The organism is Streptomyces sp. NPDC023723, assembly GCF_040639815.1.
Lineage (GTDB): Bacteria > Actinomycetota > Actinomycetes > Streptomycetales > Streptomycetaceae > Streptomyces.
Genome location: NZ_JBFAAP010000020.1, coordinates 1 through 17,615 on the forward strand (window position 1 = coordinate 1; position 17,615 = coordinate 17,615).

Below are 17,615 nucleotides of genomic sequence, written 5' to 3' on the forward strand. Positions count from 1 at the left end.
CCCCGGCGGGCGCCAGCAGCCGGGGCAGCAGCGCGGTGAGCCCCGGCACCCCGAGCCGGGTGGAGACATAGGCCGCCGAACCCCGGCCGGCCGGGCGCCGGGTGACGGCCGGGCGGCCGGCCTGGTCGCCGGTGCGGTAGCGGGAGAGGACCTCGGTCTCCTCGTCGGTGACGGTGATCCGGTCGGTCCACAGGGTGCCGGTCACCGCGTCGTCGAGTTCCACCGCGTCCCCGTCCAGCAGCGGCCCGAACTCCTCGATGCGGATGCCCAGCAGATCGCGCAGCGCGCCCGGGTAGCCGCCCAGCCAGACGTGGTCGTTCTCGTCCACGACACCGGAGAAGTAGGTGGTGACCAGGTGGCCGCCCTGCTCGGCGAACCGGGTCAGCTCCTTGGCCAGCTCGGCGGGGACCAGGTGCAGCACCGGCGCGATCAGCACCTTGTGCCGGCTCAGTTCGGCGCGGGTGGTGACCAGGTCGGCGCGGATGCCCAGGGCCAGCAGTGCCGTGTACCAGTCCAGGGCCTCCTGGCGGTAGTCGAGCAGCGAGGTGGGGTGCGAGTCCTGCTCGCTCGCCCACCACGACTCCCAGTCGAAGAGGATGCCGACCTCGGCCGCCTCCCGCTCGCTGCCCGCGACCGGCGCGAGCGCCTTGAGGGTCTGCCCCAGGGACACCACCGCGCGGAACAGTTCGCTGTCGGGGCCGGCGTGCGGGACCATCGCCGAGTGGTACTTCTCGGCGCCCGCCGCCGACTGCCGCCACTGGAAGAAGCACACCGCGTCCGCGCCGTGCGCCACGTGCAGCAGCGCGTCCCGGGCCAGCTCGCCGGGGCGCTTGGCCACGTTCACCGGCTGCCAGTTCACCGCGCTGGTGGAGTGCTCCATCAGGAACCACGGCCGCCCGCTCGCGATGCCGCTGGTGAGGTTGGCGGAGAAGGACAGCTCGGCCCGGTCCTGCGGGCCGGGGTGCACATAGTGGTCGTTGGAGACGAAGTCGATCTCGGGCGCCCAGTCGGTGTAGTCCATGCCCTTGGTGCCGCCCATCACCATGAAGTTGGTGGTGACCGGGATGTCCGGGGTGAGCTCCCGCAGGATGTCGCGCTCGGCCCGCAGGTGTTCCTTCAGCGCGTCGGACGAGAACCGCTTGAAGTCCAGCTGCTGGGTCGGATTGGGGTGCGAGCCGGCCAGCCGGGGCGGCAGGAGCTGCTCCCAGTCGGTGTAGCGCTGGGACCAGAAGGCGGTGCCCCAGGCGTGGTTGAGCGCGTCCAGGGAGGTGTACCGGGCGCGCAGCCAGCCGCGGAAGGCGCGGGCCGCGTCGTCGGAGTAGTCGTACACGTTGTGGCAGCCCAGTTCGTTGGAGACGTGCCAGGCGACCAGTGCCGGGTGGGTGGCGTACCGGGTGGCCATCTCGCGCACCAGGCGCAGCGCGTGCCGCCGGAACACCGGGGAGGTGGGCCGCCAGTGCTGCCGGGCGCCAGGCCACACCGTCTCGCCCCGGTCGGTGACCGGCAGGATCTCCGGGTGGGCGGTGGTCAGCCAGGGCGGCGGGGAGGCGGTGGCGGTGGCCAGGTCGACCCCGACACCGCCCGCGTGCAGCAGGTCCATGACCTCGTCCAGCCAGCCGAAGTCCCACTGGTCCGGGCCCGGTTGCAGCCGGGCCCAGGAGAAGATCCCCACGGAGACGACGTTGACGCCGGCCGCGCGCATCAGCCGGACGTCCTCCTCCCACACCTCGCGGGGCCACTGCTCGGGGTTGTAGTCGGCACCGAAGAGGAGACGGGGCATCCGGTCGTCGTCGTCCGGGCCGCCGGGGCGCGACAGGAGAGTGGAGATCATGGCGGTCCTTCCAGATGTGCAAAGGGGCGGCGCGGACTCGCCGCGCCGCCCCGGGAGTTGTGCTACCGCAGGGTCACTCGACGGTGAAGCCCTGCTCCTTGCCGTACTTCACCGAGGCGTCCTGCCAGGACTTCAGGGCGTCGCTCAGCTTGGTGTCGGAGACATAGGCCTTGCCGACGGTGTCGTTGAAGATCGAGTTGGCGTACACCTGGAACGGCAGGTACTGCCAGTCGTCCGCGACCTCGGCCGCCGACTCGGCGAAGATCTTGTTGGCCTGCTGGCCGCCGAAGTAGTCGAACTTGGTCTCCTGGAAGGTCGAGGACTGGAGGTCCTCGGTGGTCGCCGGGAAGGCGCCCTCCTTGAGGCGGCTCTGCACACCCTCGCCGGAGTTGGCGTACTCGACGAACGCGTAGGCCAGTTCCTCGTTCTTGCCGAGCTCGGGCAGGGCCAGCGAGCTGCCGCCGTTCTCCGCGCTCGACTTGCCGCCTTCCTTCCACTGCGGCAGCGGGGCGACCCGCCAGTCACCGGAGGCGTCCTTGGCACCCGACTCCAGGTTGGCCGGCATCCAGGCGCCGGTGGCCAGGCTCGCGATGGTGCCGTCGGCCAGACCCTTGAACCAGTCGTCGCTCCAGGCGGCGACCGGAGCGACCAGGTCGTCGTCGAGGAGCTGCTGCCAGGTGTCGCTGTAGGTGGTGGCGCCCTGGTCGGAGAAGTCGACCTTCACGTTGGTGCCGCCGGAGACCGAGTACGGCCGCGAACCGGCCTGCCACAGCAGGCTGGTGGTGGTGCCCGCGTCACCGGCGTCGGCGGTGATGTACGCCTTGGGGTCGGCCGCGTGCAGCTTCTTGGCGGCCGCGACGTACTCGTCCCAGGTGCTGGGCACCGCGATGTCGTACTTGTCGAAGACCTTCTTGTTGTAGAACAGCGCCATCGGACCGGAGTCCATCGGCAGCGCGTACACGCCTTCGGTGCCCGACTGGACCGCGGACCAGGGGCCGGGCGAGTAGTGCGCGGCGAGCTTGTTGGCGCCGAACTCGCTGAGGTCGGTCAGGCCCTTGGACAGCGCGTACTGGCCGATGGCGTAGTACTCGATCTGCGCGACGTCCGGGACGCCCTTCTTCGCCGATATCGCGTTCGACAGGGCGGTGTACTGGTCGGCGTTGGTACCGGCGTTGACCAGGTTGACCTTGACCTTCGGGTGCGCCTCCTCGAAGTCGGCGGCCACCTTCTTCAGGGTGGGCTCCCACGCCCACACCGTGATCTCGCCGCCCTTCTCCAGAGCCGCGTTGATGTCGGACTCGGAGACCGACTTCCCGCTCGATCCCCCGTCGTCGGAGTCACCGCAGGCGGTGGCCCCCAGCGCGAGGGCGCAGACGAGTCCGATACTGCGCAGCAGACGGCGCGAGTGCTTGTGCATGGTCGAGCTTCCACTTCCTTGTGGCCGAGACGGCCCTGTCGGGGGTGTGCAGAACGAGGAACATGCGTGGGGGGAGGACGAGATGGGGGGAGTCTGCTGTCACTCCTTGACACTCCCGGCGGCGAGCCCGGACTGCCAGTACCTCTGGAGCAGCAGGAAAGCGCCGACCAGGGGCACGATGGTGATCAGGGATCCGGTGATGACCAGGTTGAACACCACCTCGCCACCGGCTGTTTGAGCTTGGGCGTTCCAGGCGTTCAGACCCACGGTCAGGGGGTACCAGTCCGGATCCTTGATCATGATCAGCGGCAGGAAGTAGTTGTTCCATGTCGCGACCATGGTGAACAGCAGGACCGTCACAATACCGGGAGCCAGCAGCGGCAGTGCAACTCGGAAGAACGTCCGGGCCTCGCTCGCGCCGTCGATTCGGGCGGCTTCCATCAGTTCGGTCGGTATGGCATCGGTGGCGAACACCCACATCAGGTACAGACCGAACGGCGAAATGAGTGACGGGATGATCACCGCCCAGGGGGTGTTGGTGAGTCCCATCTTGCTGAACATCAGGAAGGTGGGCACCGCCAGCGCCGTGGTCGGCACCGCCACCGCGCCGATGACGACGGCGAACACCGCCTTCTTGCCCGGGAACTGGAACTTGGCGAGCGCGTAGCCGCCGAGCACCGCCAGCAGGGTGGCACCGCCCGCGCCCAGCACCACGTACATCAGTGTGTTCAGCAGCCAGCGGGTGAACACACCGTCGTCGTAGGTGAATGTGTCGGCGATGTTGCTCCACAGGGCGAAGTCGTCGTCGAACCACAGACCGAACGAACCGGACAGCCCTTCCTGGGTCTTGGTGGCGCTGATGAGCAGCCACAGCAGCGGCACCAGGCTGTAGAGCAGCACCAGGCCGGTGAGGACGGTCAGCAGCACACTGCGCCGGGGCTTGGTGGAGGCCGGCCGGCGGCGGTGCGAGCGCAGCCGCGGCGGCTGCGCGGCGTGCGAACGGCTCGGTGCGGGCGCCCGGTTGCGGTTCGGCGCGGTGGCGTAGGGACTGGTCATCGCTGGTTCACACTCCCTTGCGCGTGCCGCGCAGCTGGACGACGTAGGCGATGACCATGGTGATCAGCCCCATGATGATGGCGACCGCCGCGGAGTAGTTCTGCTGCTGCCCGTTGAAGGACAGCGAGTACGTGTAGAAGTTCGGCGTGTAGTCGGTGGTGATGGCGTTGCGGGCCAGTGGCCGCATGATGCTCGGCTCGTTGAACAGCTGGAAGCTGCCGATGATGGAGAAGATGGTGGCGATCACCAGGGCGCCCCGGATGGCCGGCAGCTTGATGGCGGTGATGACCCGGAACTGCCCGGCGCCGTCGATCTGCGCCGCCTCGTACAGCGAGTTCGGGATCACCCGCAGCGCCGAGTAGAAGATCAGCATGTTGTAGCCGATGAACTCCCATGTGACGATGTTGCCGATGGAGGCCAGCATCAGGTCCGCGGAGAGCGGGTCGGGCAGTGAGACGCCGAGCGCGTCGTTGATGTCACCGACCAGGCCGTAGCGGGTGCCGTACATGAACGACCACATCAGGGTGGCGACCACGGCGGGCACCGCGTACGGCAGGAAGATCGAGACCCGGAAGAAGTCCCGCCCGTACAGCCGGCCGCTGTCCAGGGCCAGGGCGACCAGCAGCGCGAGGCACAGCATGACCGGCACCTGCACGACCAGGAAGAGCGAGACACGGCCGAGGGCGGCCCAGAAGCGGTCGTCCTGCAGCGCCTGCTGGTAGTTGTCCAGGCCGACGAAGGTGTTGCCGCCGATCAACTGCTCGCGGAACAGGCTCAGATAGATCGCGTAGGCGATCGGCGCGAGGAAGACCAGGGCGAACACGGCCACGAACGGGCCGAGGAAGCCCCAGCCCGTCCAGGACCGGCGGTCCCGGCGCGCCTTGGGCGGTGCGGGACGCGGTCGGGAGGCCGCTGGGGGGTGCAGCGTCGTCATCTCGTTCCTTGCTGGGGTTCATATACTGAACTCGCAATGTTTACGTAAACATCGCACAGCGCGGAGACGGGCTGGGGTTGTTAGGTTTACGTGAACATCCGGTAGGCGGCATGTCTACCGTGCTCCGGTCAAGACGGTCAAGGGCCTCTCGGGCAACGGCCCGTGCGAGCCCCGCACGAACAAGGAAAGGCGGCGGACGGCGAGTGGACACGGCTGAGCGAGCCACGGCGAGCACGCCCGCACCGGCGGGACCCGCCGGAGCACCCGGAACGGCTCCGCGGCGCAGGCGGACGCAGAACGCCTCGATGGCCGATGTGGCAAGGCTCGCGGGGGTTTCCTCGCAGACCGTCTCCCGGGTCTCCAACGGGTACGCGGGGGTCACCGAGGAGACCCGGCGGGTGGTGCGGGAGGCGATGCGGGAGCTCGGCTACCGGCCCAACAGCGCCGCCCGGGCGCTGAAGAGCGGTGAGTTCCGCACCATCGGAGTGATCACCTTCACACTGTCCACCACCGGCAACGTCCGCACCCTGGAGGCCATCGCGCAGTCCGCGGCGCACGAGGGCTACGCGGTGACCCTGCTGCCGGTCGCGGTGCCCACCCAGGACGAGGTGCGCGGCGCGTTCTCCCGGCTCGAGGAACTCGCCGTCGACGCGGTCGTCGTCATCATGGAGGTGCACCTGCTGGACGCGGCCACCGTCACCCTGCCGCCGCACGTGCAGGTGGTGGTCGTGGACTCCGACGCCGGCGACCACTACACGGTCGTCGACACCGACCAGGCGGGCGGCACCCGGGCGGCCGTACGGCACCTGCTGGACCTCGGCCACCGCACGGTGTGGCACCTGGCCGGCCCCGAGGACTCCTACGCCGCCGAGCGCCGGGCCGGCGCCTGGCGGACCACCCTCACCGAGGCCGGCCGCACCCCGCCGCCACTGGTCCGCGGCGACTGGACGGCGGAATCCGGCTACCGGGCCGGTCTCGATCTCGCGGCCCGCGCGGAGTGCACCGCCGTCTTCGTCGCCAACGACCAGATGGCCCTGGGGCTGCTGCGCGCCCTGCACGAGAGCGGGCGGCGGGTGCCCGCGGACGTCAGTGTCATCGGCTTCGACGACATCCCCGAGGCCGGCGCCTTCCTGCCGCCGCTGACCACCGTGCACCAGGACTTCGCGGAGGTGGGCCGGCTGTGTGTCGAGGCGGCGCTGCGCCAGATGCGCCAGGACACCTCCGAGCGGGGGACCACCCTGGTGCCGACCCGGCTGGTGCGGCGGGCCAGCACGGCACCGCCGCCGGCCCGCTGACCGCCCGGTTTACCGGGACCGGTCACGGCAACCCGGACGGCCACCGTTTTCCGTCCGTGACCGGGAGGTTCCCATGGCCCACACCGCCGACCGAGCGACCCGCGGCGAGGCCCCCGTGGTGGTCGTGACCGGGGCCAGCGCGGGGGTCGGGCGGGCAACGGCCCGGGCCTTCGGGGCACGTGGCGCCTCGGTCGCCCTGCTGGCCCGCGGCCGCGACGGCCTGGACCGGGTCGCCGAGGAGGTCCGGGCGGCGGGCGGCCGGGCGCTGCCGATCAGTGTGGACGTCGCCGACGCGGCGGCCGTGGACGCCGCGGCCGGCCGGGCCGAGGACGGACTCGGGCCGCTCGACGTGTGGGTGAACGCCGCCTTCACCACCGTCTTCGCACCCGCCGACGAGGTACGGCCCGAGGAACTGAAGCGGGCCACCGAGGTGACCTACTTCGGCTTCGTGTACGGCACCCAGGCCGCGCTGCGCAGGATGAAGCCCCGCGACCGCGGCACCATCGTGCAGGTCGGCTCGGCGCTGGCGCAGCGCAGTGTGCCCCTCCAGTCGGTCTACTGCGGGGCCAAGCACGCCATCCAGGGGTACACCGACTCGCTGCGCTGCGAACTGCTGCACGACCGCAGCGGGGTACGGGTGACCATGGTGCAGCTGCCCGGACTGAACACACCTCAGTTCAGCTGGGTCCTGAGCAGGCTGCCCCGGCATCCCCGTCCGGTTGCCCCGGTGTACCAGCCCGAGGTGGCCGCCGAGGGCGTGCTGCACGCGGTGGACCACCCCGGGCGGCGGGAGCACTGGATCGGCGGCTCGACCGCCGCCACCCTGATCGGGCAGCGGATCGCGCCGGCGCTGCTCGACCGCTACCTGGCCCGCACCGGCTACGACTCCCAGCAGACCGGCGAACCGGTCGACCGGGCCCGCCGCCCGGTCAACCTGTACGCACCCCCGGACGACCGCGCGGGCAGCGACTTCGGCGCCCACGGCGCCTTCGACGACGAGGCCCACCCGCGCAGCCTCCAACTGTGGCTCTCCCGGCACCGCGGCGCCCTCGCGGCCGGCGCGGGCCTGGCCGGTACGGCGGTGGCGGCGCTGGCCGGCGGGGCGCGGCGCCGGGGGTGACGGCGCCCGGCCCGGTCACTCGGGGCCGGCCGCCTTGCGCGCGCGGCGCGGCGTCCAGTGGTGCTCGTGGAACCAGCGCCCGACCAGCGCGCCGCCGAACACCACGAACCCCACCCCGATCAGCCAGGACTCCACCACCAGCACGGTGCCGACGGTGCCGTAGCTGATCGCGTTGTCCAGGATGAGCGGGGTGAACACCAGGTAGGAGAAGCCGCGCAGGCCGATCAGTCCCACCATGGTGGCCAGCGCCCCCGGGAACAGGTCCCGCCAGCGCACCGAACTGCCCAGCAGGAAGTGCTGGCCCCACCAGAAGAACAGCGTGCCGGTCACCGTGGACAGCACGATCCGGGCGGTGCCGTGCAGCCCGGTCCGGGTCTGCACCTCCTGGTAGAGGTACGCGGTCAGCACCGCCACCCAGGTCAGCTGCCGCCACACCCGGTGCCAGGGCCCCGAGGGCAGCCGCCAGATCCGTTCGTAGCCGTTCTGCACGCTCGCCGCGAAGGACACCCCGAACACCGCGAGCAGCAGGCCGCCCCAGATGCTGGTGGTGCCGATGATCTCGCGCGGCGGGCTGATGATCTCGGTCAGCACCCGCGCCGACCGCCCCGACAGACCCATGCCGTCGGCCAGCCACGCCGCGAACCCGCCGCGCCCCAGCGGATCGGCGGCGGCCACCACGATCAGCAGCGGAGCCAGGGTGACCAGCGCGATGGTGGCGAACCCCATGGCCCGGTGCATGAGTTCCAGCTCCCGCGCCTGCCGGACCAGGGCGGTGGCGGCCAGCCGGTCCCACAGACGGTGGAACGGGCGCAGGAACCGGTGCACCAAGAGGCGTTCCTCCAGGCGGTCCTCGGGACGGCTCGTGGGCGCGGCCGTCGGGGCTGGGGCGACTGCACCAACGTAGCCCGGAGCCCGGCGCGGCGCGCGCCGCGGGGTGTGCCGGTGCGCCTGACGCGGTACCCCGGGGCCATGAGCGGTGACACGGAGAACCGGAACGGCGGCGGCCCGACCGCGGCCGGATGTGTGATCGACGGCGTCGACATCCACGCCTTCGAGGTGCCCACCGACGGCCCCGGCGGCCGGGAGCAGGACGGCACCCTGGAGTGGGACGCCACCACCCTGGTGCTGGTCCGGGTGCACGCGGGCGGCCGCACCGGCATCGGGTACACCTACGGCGACGTCTCGGTCGCGGCGTTCACCCGCTCGCTCCTGGTCCCGGTGCTCCTGGGCGCGGACGCCTTCGCGCCGGCCGCGCTGTGGCGGCGGACGGGCGCCCGGATCCGCAACGCGGGCCGGCCCGGCGCCGGGGCGATGGCACGCTCCGCCGTCGACATCGCGCTGTGGGACCTGAAGGCGCGGCTGCTGGGACTCCCGCTGGTCCGGCTGCTGCCCGCGCACCACGACCGGGTGCCCGTCTACGGCAGCGGCGGCTTCACCAACTACCCGCTGGACCGGCTCACCGGCCAGCTGAGCGGCTGGGCGGAGCAGGGCATCGGCCGGGTCAAGCTGAAGACGTCCCGGGAGCCCGGCCGCGACCCCGAGCGGCTGACCGCGGTGCGGCGCGCGGTCGGCGACGGCACCCAGCTCCTCACCGACGCCAACGGGGCACTGGACCGCAAGGAGGCCCTGTACTGGGCCCGGCGCTTCCACGAGGAGTGGGACGTGCGCTGGTTCGAGGAACCCGTCAGCTCGGCGGACCCGGACGGGCTGCGGCTGCTGCGCGAGCGGGGACCGGCCCGCCTGGAGATCGCCGCGGGGGAGTACGCCTACGTGCTCCAGGACTTCGCCGCCCTGGTCGCCGGCCCCTCGGTGGACTGCCTCCAGGCCGACGTCACCCGCTGCGGCGGCGTCACCGGGCTGCTGGAGGTCGCCGGGCTGGCGGCCGGACACCACCTCGACCTGTCCGCGCACTGCGCCCCGGCCGTCTCCGCGCACGCCTTCGCCGCGGTGCGCCGGCTGCGCCATCTGGAGTACTTCCACGACCACGTCCGGGTCGAGAACCTGCTGTTCGACGGTGTGCCCCAGCCGGACGGCGGTGCCCTGCGGCCCGACCCGGACCGGCCCGGACTGGGCCTCGACGTCAAATGGGCGGACGCCGAGCCCTACCGGGTCGACGGCCGCCGGCCGCGGTGAGCGCGGGCCGTCAGGGCAGCCGGCCCTGCTCGCAGACCCGCCGGGCGACGTCCCGCAGCTTCACGTTGCGCTCCTGCGAGTAGCGGCGCAGCACGTCGAACGCCTGCTTCTCGGTGAGCCGGTGACCGCCCATCAGGATGCCCATGGCCTCGCCGATGGTGTGCCGGGTGTCGATGGCCTGCTGCAACTGGGCGTTGCCGCGGGCGGTGGCGAACGCCACCGCCGCGTGCGAGGCCAGCAGCCAGCCGGCCGTCTCGCTGGCGGCGGTGAAGGCACCGGGCCGGCGCGAGTAGAAGTCCAGCGCGCCCAGGTCCTCCTCCTCCGTGTAGAGCAGGATGCCCATCATGCTGCCGATGCCCAGCTTGCGCGCCTCGGGGACGTAGGCGGGCCACTGCGGCACGTCCTCGTTGAAGTCGGTGATCCGGAACCCGCGCTCGTCGCTCGCGGTGCTGGCCACGTCGTAGCACGGGCCCTCGCCGAGCCGCTCCTGGAGCCGGTCGCTCTCGACGACCATCGGGTCGGTCTCCGCCAGGGAACGGGCCCGGCCGCCCTGCACGAGGAGGATGCCGGCCGCGTCGCAGCCCTCGACCAGCTCGGTGGCGGCGTGGGTGATCCGTTCCAGGGTGCCGTCCACCGTGTCCTGCGCCAGCAGGTCCCGCGCCAGCAACGCCATGCGCTCCGCGAACTCGCGCCAGTCCACAGTGCCCGCCTTCCGTCCGCATCGGTGCGTCGTGCCGGAACCCAGCATGCCCGGCCCCGGTCCGGCACGCCTGCCCGCAATCCGGCCAGGCAGGCTCAGACCTCGCCGTCCACCGAGGCGCGCAGCCGGGCGCTGGCCATCCGCATGTGCTCCGCCATGGCCCGGTCGGCGGCCTCCGGGTCGCGGGCCCGGATCGCCTCCAGCACCGCGTCGTGCTCGCACAGCGTGCCACTGACCGTGCCCTCGATGTCGCTGACCCGTTCCATCCACACCTGGAGCAGCGCCCGGATGCTGTGCAGGATGTCGCTCAGCACACTGTTGCGGGCGATCCGCGCGCACTCCAGGTGGAAGGCGATGTCCGCGTCGATGAACGCCGTGACGTCGCCGCGGGCCTCCCGCATGTGTCCGAGGTGCGCCTCCAGCCGGGCCACGTCCTCGTCGCCGGCCCGCTCGGCGGCCAGCCGGGCGGAGACCCCTTCCATGTAGGTGCGCACCTCGACCAGGTCCTGGGTGCGCCGCTGGCCCAGCATCAGTCCCCAGTTGATCGCCCGGGGCAGGAACTCGGAGGTCCCCTCGCGCACGTACGAGCCGGACCCGGGCCGGATCTCGATGATGCCGAGGACGTCCAGCGCGGACAGCGCGCCGCGCACGCTGGAGCGCGCCACCCCGAGCGCCTCGGCCAGCTGCCGCTCGGCGGGCAGCCGGGTGCCGGGCCTGATGTGTCCGGCCGAGAGGTGGTCGAGGAGCCGTTTGGCGACCTCGCTGACGGACGACTCGCGCACCACGGGGCGCAGCAGCCGCGCCAGGTCGGGAGCGGCGTCCGGGGACTGCTGATCAGGCTGACTGGTCACGGTCACCAGTGAACCAGATGCTCCCGCACCCCGGCTGACCAGCCGGTTCATCGACCGGATGGGTGAGGTTTGTCAAGAGTTGGGCCGTTCGGAAATCTATGACGGTCGCCACACTGGTAAATTGGTGACCAATTTCGATCGGCGGCATAGCGTGTGGAGCGATCCGGTCGGCCGCCTGCCCGGCGCCACCGGCGTGAGCCATCCCGGACGGAGCTGTCCGGGCGAGCCGAGGAGTCGCCATGGGTGCCGACGCGCCAGCCCCGGCAGTCGAGAGAACTGCCATCAAGAAGGTCTCAGTCCGCCTCGTTCCGTTCGTGGCCCTGATGTTCTTCGTGAACTACCTGGACCGGACCGCAGTCTCGTTCGCGGAGCCGAACGGGATGGGCCAGGACCTGGCCCTGACCGCCGCCCAGTTCGGATTCGCCTCGGGAATCTTCTTCCTCGGCTACATCGTCCTGGAAGTCCCCAGCAACATGGCCCTGCACCGCTTCGGCGCCCGCCGCTGGCTGGCCCGGATCATGGTGACCTGGGGCATCGTCTCGCTGCTCTTCACCTGGGTGAACAGCAGCGGCGGCCTCTACACGCTGCGGTTCCTGCTGGGCGTCGCCGAGGCCGGGTTCTTCCCCGGCGCGATCCTCTTCCTCAGCCAGTGGGTGCCCTCCCGCCACCGCACCAAGATCCTCGGCCTGTTCTACCTGGCCCAGCCGCTGACCACGGTCTTCGGCGCCCCGCTGGCGGGCTGGCTGATCGGCCACCACGGCCTGTTCGGCCTGGAGGGCTGGCGGGTGATGTTCCTCTTCGTGTCCATCCCCGCGATCCTGCTCGGTGTCATCGCCTGGTTCTACCTGATCGACAAGCCGGCCGACGCCAAGTGGCTGACGCCCGCCGAGCGCGACTGGCTGACCGGGGAACTCGCCGCCGAGAACGCCCAGAAGACCGGCCACGACGGCGGACACGCCAAGGGCGACCTGAAGCGGGCCTTCAGCAGCGGCCGGGTCTGGACCCTCGCCGTCGTCTACTTCGGCTTCGTCTACGGCCTGTACGCCCTCGCCTTCTTCCTGCCGACGATCATCAACGGCTTCCAGGAGCAGTACGACACCACGTTCAGCGTGATGGACAAGGCGTGGATCACCGCGATCCCGTACCTGCCCGCCGCCATCGTGCTGTTCTTCTGGACCCGGCACGCCACCAGGCACGGCACCCGCACCTGGCACATCGCCGGCCCGGCGATCGTCGGCGGTGTCACCATCCCGGTCGCCCTCTACATGGGCTCGCCCACCGCCACGGTCGCCGTGATCACCGTGACCGCCTGTTCGATCTTCGCCGCCCTGCCCGTCTTCTGGTCGGTGCCCTCCCGGTTCCTGACCGGAGCCGCCGCCGCGGCCGGCATCGCCCTGATCAACACGGCCGGCAACATCGCCGGATTCGCCTCCAGCTACATCACCGGTTGGCTCAAGGACTGGAGCGGCGACTACTACGTACCGCTCTTCCTGGTCGGCTTCTTCATGCTGCTGTCCGCCGCCCTGATGATCTGGCTCGCCGCCCGCCACCGCACCGACGAACCGGCCCCCGACCCCGCGCACCAGACCATGGAGGCCCTTCGATGACCCGCCTGTTCAACGACCCCGCCGCCTTCGCCGACGAGGCCCTGGAAGGCTTCGCCGCCGCCCACCGGCGCTGGGTGCGGCCCGTCACCGGCGGCGTGGTCCGGGCCGGCGGCACCCCCGAGGGACAGGTCGCCGTGGTGATCGGCGGCGGCTCGGGCCACTACCCGGCCTTCTCCGGCCTGGTCGGCCGGGGCCTGGCGCACGGCGCGGCGGTCGGCAACGTCTTCGCCTCGCCCTCCGCCGCCCAGATCCGCTCGGTGGCCCGGGCCGCGAGCGGCGGCGCCGGGGTGCTCCTGATGTACGGCAACTACGCCGGTGACGTCCTGCACTTCGGACAGGCCGCCGAACGGCTCGCCGCCGACGGCATCGAGGCCCGCACCTACGCCGTCACCGACGACGTGGCCAGCGCGAGCCCCGAAGAGGCCGGCCAGCGCCGGGGCATCGCCGGCGACCTGCCCGTCTTCAAGGCGGCGGCGGTCGCGGCCGAGCGGGGCCTGCCGCTCCAGGAGGTGCTGAACGTCGCCGCGCACGCCGGCGCCCGCACCCGCTCCTTCGGCATCGCCTTCTCCGGCTGCACCCTGCCCGGCGCCGACCAGCCCCTGTTCACCGTCCCCGCGGCCCGGATGGCCGTCGGCCTCGGCATCCACGGCGAGCCCGGCATCGGCGAGCAGGACCTGCCCACCGCCGACGAGGCCGCCCACCTGCTGGTCGCCACCCTCCTCAAGGAACTCCCCGAGGACGTCGCCGCACCCGCCGGACAGCGCGCCGCCGTCATCCTCAACGGCCTCGGCTCCGTCAAGTACGAGGAACTGTTCGTCGTCTACCGCGAGGTCGCCGCCCTGCTGGAAGAGGCGGGCGTGCGGATAGTCGAGCCCGAGGTCGGTGAGCTCGTCACCAGCTTCGACATGGCCGGTGTCTCGCTCACCCTGACCTGGCTGGACGACCTGCTGGAAGACCTCTGGCGGGCCCCGGCCGACACCCCGGCCCACCGCAAGGGCGCCCTCGGCGAACCCGAGGCGCCCACCGCCCCCGCCGCGTCGGCCGCCGACCCCGAGGACGAGACCGTACCGGCCGCCTCCGACGCCTCCCGGCAGGCCGCCGCGACCGTGCTGGCCGCCCTGGCGGCGGTGGCCGCCACCGTCGACACCCACGTCGACGAACTCGGCCGCATCGACGCCGTGGCCGGCGACGGCGACCACGGCATCGGCATGCGGCGCGGCTCCACCGCCGCCCGCGAGGCCGCCCGCGCCGCCCATGGCCTGGGCGCCGGTGCGGGCACCGTCCTCACCCACGCCGGCGACGCCTGGGCCGACAAGGCGGGCGGCACCTCCGGCGCCCTGTGGGGCACCATCCTGCGCGCCGTCGGCACCGCCCTCGGCGACCAGGAGGCCCCGAGCGCGGCCACGGTCGCGGCGGGCGTGGCGGCCGCCTCCGCCGCCGTACAGCGGCTCGGCGGCGCCGAGGTCGGTGACAAGACCATGGTCGACGTCCTGGTCCCGTTCGCCGGCACCCTCACCGAGGCCGTGCGCGCGGGCAGCGGGCTCACCGCCTCCTGGGACCGGGCCGCGACCGCCGCCGCCGAGGCCGCGGCGGCCACCGCCGGCCTGCTGCCCCGCAAGGGCCGGGCCCGCCCGCACGCCGAGAAGTCCCTCGGCACCCCGGACGCCGGCGCCCACTCGCTCGCCCTCATCACCCGCGCCGTCCACGGCGTACTGCTCAACCACCACTGAGGAAGACGGTCATGACTGACAAGCTCCGTATCGTCGTCGGCTGCGACGACGCCGGTCACCAGTACAAGGAAGCCCTCAAGCAGGACCTGGAGAACAGCGGCCTGGTCGCGTCGGTCACCGACGTCGGGGTCGACGCCGACGGGCACACCGCCTACCCCAAGGTCGCCATAGCCGCCGCCGAACTGGTGGCCCGGGGCGAGGCCGACCGCGCGCTGCTGGTGTGCGGCACCGGGCTCGGTGTCGCGATCGCCGCCAACAAGGTCAAGGGCATCCGCGCCGTCACCGCGCACGACTCCTTCTCCGTCGAGCGGGCCGTCCTGTCCAACAACGCCCAGGTGCTCACCTTCGGCCAGCGCGTCATCGGCCTGGAGCTGGCCCGCCGGCTGGCCAGGGAGTGGCTCACCTACCGCTTCGACGAGACCTCGGCCTCCGCCGCCAAGGTCCAGCTGATGTGCGACTACGAAGACGCTGCGGAGGCCGCGGCCTGATGTCCGGCCCCGCACAGCCCCCCGTCCTGCTGGGGGTGAGCCTGAAGATGTACTTCGGCCACCACCAGACCCTCAACTGGGCGCGCAAGGTGGCCGCTCTGGCCCAGCGGCACCCGGCGGTCGCCTCCGGCGCCGCCCGCCTGTTCGTCCTCCCCGCCTTCCCGGCCATCGTCCCGGCGGCCGGCATCCTCACGCCGTACGGCATCGAGGTCGGCGCCCAGGACCTGGCCACCGAGGACTCGGGACCGTACACCGGCGAGGTCGGCGGCCCGTTCCTGAAGGAGATCGGCTGCCGGTACGCCGAGGTCGGCCACGCCGAGCGGCGCCGGCTGTACGGCGAGGGCGACACGGTGGTCGCCGCCAAGACCGCCGCCGCGCTGCGCAACGGACTCACCCCGGTGCTGTGCGTCGGCGAACGCGACCGGGTCGCGCCGCGGGAGGCGGCGGCCCGCACGGTCGCCGAGGCCGAGCGCCTGCTGCACGGCCTCGACGGCGGCGTGGTCCTCGCCTACGAGCCGCAGTGGGCCATCGGCGCCCCCGAGCCGGCCTCCGCCGAGCACATCGGCACCGTCTGCACCGCCCTGCGCGAGTGGCTGAACGGCCGCCCCGGACACACCGGTTCGACCGTCATCTACGGCGGCAGCGCGGGTCCCGGCCTGCTCAGCCGGCTGGCCGGCAGCGCGGAGGGCCTCTTCCTCGGCCGCTTCGCGCACGACCCGGCGAACGTCGAGGCGATCCTCGACGAGATCCGCACCCCCGCGGAGGTGGCGTGATGGCCTACGGCATCAGCACCTACGCCTACTTCTGGCGGATCTCCGCCCGCGCCCCGCACCCGATGACCCTCACCGAGATGCTGGCGGACACCGCCCGGCTCGGCGGCAAGGTCTTCCAGATCTGCGACTACGCACCCGTCGAGTCCCTCGACGCCGCGCAGCTCGCCGACGTCCGCGCCACCGCCCGTGACCTGGGCATCGAGCTGGAACTCGGCACCCGGGGCGTGCGCCCCGGACACCTGGCGAAGTACCTCCGCCTGGCCGGCGAGCTGGGCGTCACCTTCGTCCGCTCCATGCTCAACACCGCCGACCACCGGCCCGCCCCGGACGAGGCCGTCGCCCTGCTCAAGGAGACCGTGCCCGCCTACGCCGCCGCCGGCGTGACCCTGGGCCTGGAGACCTACGAACAGGTCGCCACCGACGACCTGGTGACCGTGGTGCGCGAGGTGGCCGACGAACACCTCGGCATCGTCCTGGACCCGGGCAACAGCGTCGCCCGCCTGGAGCGCCCCGTCGACGTGGTGACCGCCGCCGCGCCGTACACGGTCAACATCCACGTCAAGGACTTCGCCTTCAGCCGCCGGGACGGCTGGGTCGGTTTCACCTACGCCGGCTGCCCGCTCGGCGAGGGCCTGCTCGACTACGACGGCATGATCACCGCCGTCCGCGAGGCGCGCGGGGAGCGCCGTGTCAACCAGATCGTGGAGCACTGGCTCCCGTGGCAGGACGACGGCTTCGACGCCACCGCCCGGCTCGAACACCAGTGGACGCAGCACAGCATCAACACCCTTCTGAGGAGCAAGTAATGGCCACCGAGATCCAGACCGATGTGACCACCGTCGCCGTCATCGGGGCCGCCGGCAAGATGGGCCAGCGCGTCTCCAACAACCTGGTCGAGAGCGACTTCCGGGTGCTCTTCAGCGAGGCGTCGCCGACCGGACAGGAGCTGATCCGGGGCCTCGGCCGCGAGCTGACCGAGTCCGCCGACGCCGCCGCGCAGGCCGACGTCGTCATCCTCGCCGTGCCGGACGTCGTCCTCGGCAAGGTCTCCGCGGAACTGGTCCCGCTGATGCGGCCGGGCACCGTCGTCCTCACCCTGGACCCGGCCGCCGCCTACGCCGGCCTGCTCTTCGAGCGCGACGGGATCCACTACGCCTGCGCCCACCCCTGCCACCCGTCGGTGTTCCTGGAGCGCACCACCAAGGAGGAGTGGCAGGACACCTTCGGCGGCATCGCCGCCCCGCAGGAGGTCGTCGCCGCGTACGAGGGCGGCGACGAGGCCAAGCAGAAGCTGGCCGACTCCGTCATCCGCGTGATGTACGCGCCGGTCGTGGACGTGCACTGGGTCACCGTCAAGCAGCTGGCCGTCCTGGAGCCCACCCTGGTGGAGACCATCGCCTGCATGGTGGGCGCCCTGCTGACCGAGGCCCTGCACGAGACCGTGCACACCGTCGGCGTCCCGGAGAAGGCCGCCCGCGCCATGCTGCTCGGCCACACCCAGGTGGCCCTGGCCAACACCCTCAAGGGCTCCAACCCGTTCTCCGACGCCTGCCTGATCGCCATGGACTACGGCCGTGAGTCCATCGTGCGCGAGGACTGGAAGAAGGTCTTCGACGACGCGGAGCTGGACAAGGTGATCACGCGCATGCTGAAGATCAAGGAGATCAAGCGCTGACGGGC

16 protein-coding genes are annotated in these 17,615 nt (G+C 71.9%); 9 read left to right on the forward strand and 7 right to left on the reverse strand.

Features of this window, described 5'->3' with window-relative positions:
* From AB0G32_RS21245 to AB0G32_RS21260, 4 genes are all read right to left on the reverse strand, one after another.
* The coding region (locus AB0G32_RS21245; protein ID WP_361165216.1) for a beta-galactosidase at positions 1-1,831 on the reverse strand (1,831 nt) is incomplete at its 3' end.
* Positions 1,832-1,904: 73 nt separating this feature from the next.
* Positions 1,905-3,248, reverse strand: a complete 1,344-nt coding sequence (locus AB0G32_RS21250; protein ID WP_361165220.1) for a sugar ABC transporter substrate-binding protein — start codon at positions 3,246-3,248, stop codon at positions 1,905-1,907.
* Between the two features lie 99 nt (positions 3,249-3,347).
* On the reverse strand, positions 3,348-4,304 hold the full coding sequence (locus tag AB0G32_RS21255) for a carbohydrate ABC transporter permease (protein WP_361165223.1): 957 nt from the start codon (positions 4,302-4,304) through the stop codon (positions 3,348-3,350).
* A 7-nt stretch (positions 4,305-4,311) separates the two neighbouring features.
* A complete protein-coding gene (locus AB0G32_RS21260; RefSeq protein ID WP_361165226.1) occupies positions 4,312-5,238 on the reverse strand; it encodes a sugar ABC transporter permease in 927 nt (308 codons plus the stop codon).
* A 305-nt stretch (positions 5,239-5,543) separates the two neighbouring features.
* Here AB0G32_RS21260 and AB0G32_RS21265 point away from each other — a divergent pair, with 305 nt between their 5' ends.
* Positions 5,544-6,533 carry a LacI family DNA-binding transcriptional regulator gene (locus tag AB0G32_RS21265; protein WP_361165229.1) on the forward strand — a complete coding sequence of 330 codons (990 nt, stop codon included), beginning with the start codon at positions 5,544-5,546 and terminating at the stop codon, positions 6,531-6,533.
* Between the two features lie 73 nt (positions 6,534-6,606).
* Entirely contained in the window at positions 6,607-7,653 is a 1,047-nt protein-coding gene (locus AB0G32_RS21270) for an SDR family oxidoreductase (RefSeq protein ID WP_361165232.1), read from the forward strand.
* Between the two features lie 15 nt (positions 7,654-7,668).
* On the opposite strand, the gene AB0G32_RS21275 is transcribed toward AB0G32_RS21270, so the two are convergent.
* Positions 7,669-8,478: a ribonuclease BN gene (locus AB0G32_RS21275; RefSeq protein ID WP_361165549.1), complete on the reverse strand. Its 810-nt coding sequence runs from the start codon at positions 8,476-8,478 to the stop codon at positions 7,669-7,671.
* Positions 8,479-8,622: 144 nt separating this feature from the next.
* On the opposite strand from AB0G32_RS21275, the gene AB0G32_RS21280 reads away from it, so the two are divergent.
* On the forward strand, positions 8,623-9,786 hold the full coding sequence (locus AB0G32_RS21280; protein WP_361165235.1) for an enolase C-terminal domain-like protein: 1,164 nt from the start codon (positions 8,623-8,625) through the stop codon (positions 9,784-9,786).
* A gap of 10 nt (positions 9,787-9,796) precedes the next feature.
* Here the strand turns inward: AB0G32_RS21280 and AB0G32_RS21285 are convergent, their stop codons facing one another.
* Complete coding sequence (locus AB0G32_RS21285) at positions 9,797-10,486, reverse strand: GAF and ANTAR domain-containing protein (RefSeq protein ID WP_361165238.1); 690 nt, start codon at positions 10,484-10,486, stop codon at positions 9,797-9,799.
* Positions 10,487-10,581: 95 nt separating this feature from the next.
* Entirely contained in the window at positions 10,582-11,343 is a 762-nt protein-coding gene (locus AB0G32_RS21290) for a FadR/GntR family transcriptional regulator (protein WP_361165241.1), read from the reverse strand.
* A gap of 233 nt (positions 11,344-11,576) precedes the next feature.
* Between AB0G32_RS21290 and AB0G32_RS21295 the strand changes: the two genes are divergently transcribed.
* From AB0G32_RS21295 to AB0G32_RS21320, 6 genes are read left to right on the forward strand one after another with little or no spacing between them, the layout of a single operon-like run.
* Positions 11,577-12,944 carry an MFS transporter gene (locus tag AB0G32_RS21295; RefSeq protein ID WP_361165244.1) on the forward strand — a complete coding sequence of 456 codons (1,368 nt, stop codon included), beginning with the start codon at positions 11,577-11,579 and terminating at the stop codon, positions 12,942-12,944.
* Positions 12,941-14,674 (forward strand): dihydroxyacetone kinase family protein, encoded by a 1,734-nt coding sequence (locus AB0G32_RS21300; RefSeq protein ID WP_361165247.1) that lies wholly within the window; start codon positions 12,941-12,943, stop codon positions 14,672-14,674. The genes AB0G32_RS21295 and AB0G32_RS21300 overlap by 4 nt, the downstream gene beginning before the upstream one ends.
* 11 nt (positions 14,675-14,685) lie before the next feature.
* On the forward strand, positions 14,686-15,162 hold the full coding sequence (locus AB0G32_RS21305) for a ribose-5-phosphate isomerase (RefSeq protein ID WP_361165250.1): 477 nt from the start codon (positions 14,686-14,688) through the stop codon (positions 15,160-15,162).
* Positions 15,162-15,935: a triose-phosphate isomerase family protein gene (locus AB0G32_RS21310; protein ID WP_361165253.1), complete on the forward strand. Its 774-nt coding sequence runs from the start codon at positions 15,162-15,164 to the stop codon at positions 15,933-15,935. The genes AB0G32_RS21305 and AB0G32_RS21310 overlap by 1 nt, the downstream gene beginning before the upstream one ends.
* Complete coding sequence (locus tag AB0G32_RS21315; protein WP_361165256.1) at positions 15,935-16,741, forward strand: TIM barrel protein; 807 nt, start codon at positions 15,935-15,937, stop codon at positions 16,739-16,741. The genes AB0G32_RS21310 and AB0G32_RS21315 overlap by 1 nt, the downstream gene beginning before the upstream one ends.
* Positions 16,741-17,610, forward strand: a complete 870-nt coding sequence (locus tag AB0G32_RS21320; RefSeq protein ID WP_361165259.1) for a phosphogluconate dehydrogenase C-terminal domain-containing protein — start codon at positions 16,741-16,743, stop codon at positions 17,608-17,610. Before AB0G32_RS21315 ends, AB0G32_RS21320 begins: the two co-directional genes overlap by 1 nt.
* Positions 17,611-17,615: the final 5 nt, after the last annotated feature.